This window comes from uncultured Virgibacillus sp. (assembly GCF_947495635.1).
Taxonomy (GTDB): Bacteria; Bacillota; Bacilli; order Bacillales; family Amphibacillaceae; genus Virgibacillus; species Virgibacillus salarius.
In genome coordinates this window covers 21479-27621 of sequence record NZ_CANMAB010000050.1, presented here as the reverse complement: position 1 = coordinate 27621, position 6143 = coordinate 21479, and the positions used below count along the sequence as shown (strand labels likewise).

5 protein-coding genes, 1 other RNA gene and 1 riboswitch are annotated in these 6143 nt (G+C 37.1%); of the genes, 1 reads left to right on the top strand and 5 read right to left on the bottom strand.

Features of this window, described 5'->3' with window-relative positions; translation table 11 throughout:
* Positions 1-241 precede the first annotated feature (241 nt).
* From Q1A47_RS11960 to Q1A47_RS11945, 4 genes are all read right to left on the bottom strand, one after another.
* The gene (locus Q1A47_RS11960; RefSeq protein WP_121605871.1) at positions 242-1663 is read right to left on the bottom strand and encodes an MDR family MFS transporter; all 1422 of its coding nucleotides are present in this window, start codon (positions 1661-1663) and stop codon (positions 242-244) included.
* A 314-nt stretch (positions 1664-1977) separates the two neighbouring features.
* Positions 1978-3270 (bottom strand): nucleobase:cation symporter-2 family protein, encoded by a 1293-nt coding sequence (locus Q1A47_RS11955; RefSeq protein ID WP_166529805.1) that lies wholly within the window; start codon positions 3268-3270, stop codon positions 1978-1980.
* A complete protein-coding gene (locus Q1A47_RS11950; protein WP_166529804.1) occupies positions 3267-3854 on the bottom strand; it encodes a xanthine phosphoribosyltransferase in 588 nt (195 codons plus the stop codon). Before Q1A47_RS11950 ends, Q1A47_RS11955 begins: the two co-directional genes overlap by 4 nt.
* A gap of 561 nt (positions 3855-4415) precedes the next feature.
* Positions 4416-4517: riboswitch (purine riboswitch) on the bottom strand.
* Positions 4518-4595: 78 nt separating this feature from the next.
* Positions 4596-4964, bottom strand: a complete 369-nt coding sequence (locus Q1A47_RS11945; protein ID WP_026682698.1) for a VOC family protein — start codon at positions 4962-4964, stop codon at positions 4596-4598.
* Between the two features lie 166 nt (positions 4965-5130).
* Between Q1A47_RS11945 and Q1A47_RS11940 the strand changes: the two genes are divergently transcribed.
* Positions 5131-5889 (top strand): arylamine N-acetyltransferase, encoded by a 759-nt coding sequence (locus Q1A47_RS11940; RefSeq protein WP_051388440.1) that lies wholly within the window; start codon positions 5131-5133, stop codon positions 5887-5889.
* Positions 5890-5946: 57 nt separating this feature from the next.
* On the opposite strand, the gene ssrS is transcribed toward Q1A47_RS11940, so the two are convergent.
* Positions 5947-6130: non-coding RNA, 6S RNA (ssrS, locus tag Q1A47_RS11935), on the bottom strand.
* Positions 6131-6143: the final 13 nt, after the last annotated feature.

Sequence of the window (6143 nt, the reverse complement as noted above, 5' to 3'; positions counted from 1 at the left end):
ATATACATCAAACATTTCAAAATAACTACTTGGCTTAACGCAGTCATTGCACTGATTTTATACTTTCTTAACTTTTTAAAAAAATAAAGCTGCGCCAAAAGGGCAGCCTCATATCTAAAAAATCATACTTCTCATGAACAATGACTATCAAAGCCTTTCTTCTATCTAACCCCTCAGAAAGTCAATAAAGTGAAACGTGGGGTTATTACTGCCAGTTATTCATCACTAATATGAGACAGATTCACCTTTCGGATTCCCTTTCTGTGGTTAATTTCGCTCTATCCTCTGCAGGTGTTGTCCCTTTAATAAAGAATGCTAGAACCAGGCCAAACAAGGATAAACCGGTAGCTACATAAAAGGAAATGTTTACCCCATGAATTTGTTCTAATGCGGAAGCACTTTCTCCACTATTCAATGCGGTAGCTGTCATTATTGTAATTAACAATGCGGTGCCGATGGAAGCAGCTACTTGACGCATTGTATTTGTCATTGCAGAACCATGTGGGATTAAACGATGTGATAGTTGATTTAATCCCGCTGTAGTAGAAGGCATCATGATCATCGATATTCCAAACATTCGAATGGCAAAAACAATTGTTAAATAAGGTAACGAAGTATCTGGTGTCAGTCTCGTATATAGAAAGGATGTTATGGTTAGAAGTAATAATCCGATAATAACCAAATATCTTGCACCGAACCGATCAAAGATCCTCCCATTAATTGGTGACATAATTCCCATAAGAAGGGCACCAGGTAAGATCATCAGCCCTGATTCAAAAGCTGAGTACCCAGCCATGTTTTGCATATAGATAGGGAGAATCGTTTCAGCTGCAATTAAACCAATAAAACCAATCATGCCAATAATCATCGTGATTGTAAATAGTTTATTTTTAAACACGCGAAACTCTAATATTGGCTGTGCCAAGGTAAACTGCCGAGTAATAAAAATAACTAATGAAATTGTTCCTACCAGCAATGACAAAATAACTACACTATCTGACCAGCCAGTGTTTCCTGCACTACTGAATCCATAAAGAATACCTCCGAATCCTAACGTTGAAACTATAATAGATAGGATATCAACCTTAGGAAAGGTCCGTTTCGTTATATTTTTCATTACAAAATAAGCGACAATTACATCAATGACAGCTAATGGCAATACAATATAAAATAGAGATCGCCACGGAAATTGCTCCACTAGCCAGCCTGAGACAACCGGCCCTAATGCAGGAGCGAAACCAATAACTAATCCTACAGTACCCATTGCAGTTCCTCTCTTCTCGATAGGGAAGATAAGTAGAAAAATTGTCATCATTAATGGCATCATAATACCTGCTCCTGCTGCCTGAACAACTCTTCCTGTCATAAGTATGAAAAAATTTGGTGAGATTGCACATATAAATGTGCCGATTGCAAAGGTGCTCATTGCTGTAATAAATAAACGCCTCGTTGTAAACGTTTCGATTAGAAAAGCGGTAATGGGTATCATAATTCCATTAACTAACATAAAAATCGTTGTAACCCATTGTGCCGTATTTTCTGTTAATTCTAAGTCCTCCATTATATGAGGGATTGCCGTCGCTAACAGTGTTTGGTTTAAAATTGCTAAAAAAGCACCTGTGATAAGCACAATAACGATCGGCAATTTATTTATTTCTTCCATATTTTCTATGTTTTTCTGCTTCAATCCGTATTCCCCCTTTTCCTATTAAAATTGCAGGATTAGTTGAGCATCATCCTTGTTGACGGCCGAATTCCACATGAAAAAGTACCTTCCATTCTAACAGATTTCTCGTTTTTTACAATAAAGGAGAACTGGTGAGCTACCATTACTACGGTAAAACAAGTATCTTACACCAATTTTCACGCGAGATATGGACTACACTCTATAATAAAAAATGACCAATGAAACCCCTTGCCGGACTTTCATCGGTCATTTTCGTACACCTTTTTTAGTATGGCGTAGTTTTGAAGATGTTACGCTTCTTGTTCTTTTAAAATAACTGCTTTGCTTTCTTTTCGATGAGGGATCATGTTAAATAGAATATTTAACAAAATAGCTGTTACACTTCCAGCTACAATACCATTACTTGTTAGGATTTGAATACTATCTGGTAGTTTAGCAAATAATTCAGGAACAACTGTTACCCCTAATCCCATACCCACGGAGCAAGCAATAATCATTGCATTTTCCGATGACTCGGTAATTACTGAACCTAGCATTTTAATCCCTTGAGATATTACCATACCAAACATAGCAATCATTGCTCCACCTAATACTGCCGATGGAATGATTGTCGTTAATGCAGCAATTTTTGGGATGAAACCAAGAATAATTAACATGGTTCCAGTAATCATAATGACGTTTTTCTTCTTAACACCTGTTATTTGCATTAGCCCTACATTTTGTGAAAAAGCAGTATATGGGAAAGCATTAAATATACCCCCTAATAGAATAGCTAATCCTTCCGCTCGATATCCTTTTGCAAGGTCTTTCCCTTTTAATTTACGTTCAGTCATATCCCCTAACGCAAAATAAACTCCTGTTGATTCTACCAATGAGACAATAGCGACAAGTATCATCGTAAGAATGGCTGACCATTCAAAAGTCGGAGTACCAAAATAAAATGGATGAGGCATATGAAAATAGGATGCTTCTGCAACAGATTGTAAATCAACCTTCCCTAAAAAAGAAGCAACGATGGTTCCCGCGATTAATCCTAATAAAATAGCGATAGATTGAATGAATCCTTTTGTGAATCGATATAGAAGAATAATAAACAATAATGTACCAAAAGATAAGGAAATATTCACTAAGGAGCCAAAATCACTTGCTCCTTCTCCACCTCCCATATTATTTATAGCTACAGGAATAAGTGTTATCCCTATAATCGTCACAACAGAACCGGTAACCACTGGCGGGAAGAAACGTACTAAGCCACCAAAAACTCCGCTAATTAAAATCACGACTAATCCAGACACTAAGATAGCACCATAAATAGCAGAAACACCAAACTGCCCACCGATTGCAATCATAGGTCCTACGGCAGTAAACGTACAGCCTAGCACGACAGGAAGACCAATTCCAAAAAAGCGATTATTGAGTACCTGTAGTATTGTTGCAATACCACACATTAAAATATCAATTGCAACAAGATAGGTTAACTGCTCAGAAGTTAGTCCAAGTGCGTCGCCAACAATAAGCGGAACTAAAATAGCCCCTGCATACATAGCTAACAGGTGTTGAAAGCCTAGAGCTGCATTCTTCATATGCACGTTTCCTCCTTCTTAAATGTCACGTTGCCATCAGATAATTTAGCGATATTTGCGAGAGTCTCAACGTGATATCCTTGTTGGCGAATTTTTTTGCCGCCTTCTTGGAAACCTTTTTCTATAACTATTCCTATTCCAGCAATTCGAGCCTTTGCCTGATTTAAAATATCAATCATACCAAATACTGCTTGTCCATTTGCCAAGAAATCATCCATGATTAAAACCGTATCTTCACTTGAAATAAAATCCTGAGAGATCGAAATCTCATTTGATTCTTTTTTCGTAAAGGAATATACTTCTGCCGAATACAAATGATCCGTTAACGTTAATGATTTTCTTTTTCGAGCAAATACAACTGGCACACCTAGTGTTAATCCAGTCATTACAGCTGGTGCAATCCCAGAGGATTCCAATGTTAAAATTTTGGTGATATCGAAACCTTTGAAGCGCTGAGCAAATTCTTTGCCAATTTCCTGCATAAGCACGGGGTCTATTTGATGATTTAAGAAAGAATCAACCTTTAATACAGTGTCTGATAAGACTTTCCCTTCTGATAAGATTTTTTGCTTTAAAACGTCCATGTATATCTTCCTTTCTAGCAAATGGTGTAAGATTCAAATAAAAGGTACTTTTTGTACAAATTATTGTTGGTTAGTCCGTAGCCAGAATACGCAAACGCTGCCCATCATAAACTTCACACTGAACAAGATTACATGACACATAGGAAATATGTGTGTATATTCAAGGAATCTACGTGTATCATAGCTTAGCGCATATGTCTTATTCTTACTTCGTTAAACACAACAAACCTATAGAAACCAGCCAAAGAACAAAAGCGCAAACGCCCGAATAGAAACGTAGCAACTGGAGCGATTTAACAGAGATAAAGGAATCACGGTGTGCTTGCGAGCCGATGATGACTTAGATTAAGGCAATTCGTGAAGTCACCTAGTTACTGGGCACTGGAGCTGGTCGGGACGCAGCTCCACACGCACCTATTTATCCATAGGCTCAAATTTTATAATTTCCTAGACTACAAAAAAGTCCGAGACCCATTTCCGTGTTGACCATGAACGGAACTGGTTCTCGAACTATAAAATGTCGAAAAAACGATAAGACCAATGTTTAAAGAACAAAGTCTAATCATTCCAGTAGTTTTTCATAGTCGGTTTATTTACGGTAAACCGGTAGAAACTTGCAGGCCTTATTCCTGCTATTATATGAAAATAGGAATATTTGAATGTATTTAGTATAGCATGTGACTATGAATAAACAACCCCTAATCTAATATAACTAAGATTCCAATAATTTTGATAGGGTAATCATTTCCATTCTAGAAATTCAATTCTGTTACCAAATGGATCAGACAAATAAAAACGATTTGCCCCAGGTAATCGACTATCATGAATCACAGGTATGCCATTTGTTGAAAGGTGGTTGCTCAACGCCTCTAAATTCGTTAAAGAAATGGCGGGATGTGCTTTACGAGCTGGTGAAAATGCTTCGTCTATTCCAATATGCAGCTGCACATCACCTGCTTGGAACCAAACTCCTCCGTTTCCCTGAAGTGTATCTGGTTTTTCTAGAATACGAAACCCTAGAATGCCGTGATAAAATGCAATTGCTTCTTGTTCACAATTACGAGGTGCGGCCAATTGCACATGATCTATTTTTACGTATTGAAAAGTCATAGTATCCCTCCCAATTTCTAGCATACATCATGGGTGAATTAAAAGATAATACGGATGACAAATCGACTTGTATCGTATTTTTTTATCTAGGTAAGTCACTATCATTTCATAATTGCTGTATAACATATATGATGGATGAGTAACCACTGAGCGAAGGAGTTTTAGCATGAATCATTTTATTAACGGATTTTTTAAACGGATTAAGTACAATGGTAGTACTCATATAAGCTTCAACGACATACCCACTCTTATGTTTCAATTTGCTAAACATATTCCATTTGAGAATTTAGATGTCATAAATAATGAGAGAAGCCAAGTCAGTAAACATACGTTGCAGCAGAAATTATTAGATAATCCCCGAGGCGGGCTATGCTATGAGTTAAATCCATTATTTTACTATGTTCTCCGAGAAGTGGGGTATAACGTAAAAATGATAGCTGCATCCATTATCGTTCCAAAAAACGGACTACAAGGTACACATATCTCTACTATTTTAACGTATGATGAGAGAACCTACATTGTTGATGTAGGGTTTGGATCACATTTAGCGTTACAACCTATTCCGTTAACAGGGGAAACGATCTCCTCGAGAACTGGTAACTATCGGATCGTCGAACAGCATGATGATAAAGCCATCTACGCATTAGAAAAAATAACCAATGGAAAAATCGAAGCCAGCTATACCTTCACGCTTGATGCAGTTGATGAAGAATATCTTACGAAAGTGAAAGAAATCATAACGAAGGATGAACGATCACCGTTTAACCGTTCCATATTAGTAACGAAATTAACAGAAGAAGGACATATTACATTAACGAAAGATACAATTACAGAAATCAGACAGGGAATAAAGAACAAGCAAGAAATAAACCCAACTGTTTTTCAACAGCTTCTAGCGAATCGATTCGGCATACATGGAATGTGATGACATACCAAAAGACCAGTTTCATTCTACTGACTGGTCTAGTTTAATTATAAAATATAACAGGCCACATTTGCCGTATTTGTCATAAAAAGTTTTAAACCACCACTTCGCTAAGTGGGTGTTTGCAGAAACTGTCCTGCCTTCCGTTCTTTGACGGCACGGCATTTAAATTTCGATATAAAACTCCCTATTCCTACATTAGAGGTTAAAACTTAATTTAATACGTACAATGTAGCTTGTAATAACATTTTATA

What these genes read in the sequence shown, in the direction of transcription:
- Q1A47_RS11960 (WP_121605871.1), bottom strand. Translation starts at nt 1,663, where the DNA reads ATGGAAGAAATAAATAAATTGCCGATCGTTATTGTGCTTATCACAGGT.
- Q1A47_RS11940 (WP_051388440.1), top strand. Translation starts at nt 5,131, where the DNA reads ATGAATCATTTTATTAACGGATTTTTTAAACGGATTAAGTACAATGGT.
- Q1A47_RS11955 (WP_166529805.1), bottom strand. Translation starts at nt 3,270, where the DNA reads ATGAAGAATGCAGCTCTAGGCTTTCAACACCTGTTAGCTATGTATGCA.
- Q1A47_RS11945 (WP_026682698.1), bottom strand. Translation starts at nt 4,964, where the DNA reads ATGACTTTTCAATACGTAAAAATAGATCATGTGCAATTGGCCGCACCT.
- Q1A47_RS11950 (WP_166529804.1), bottom strand. Translation starts at nt 3,854, where the DNA reads ATGGACGTTTTAAAGCAAAAAATCTTATCAGAAGGGAAAGTCTTATCA.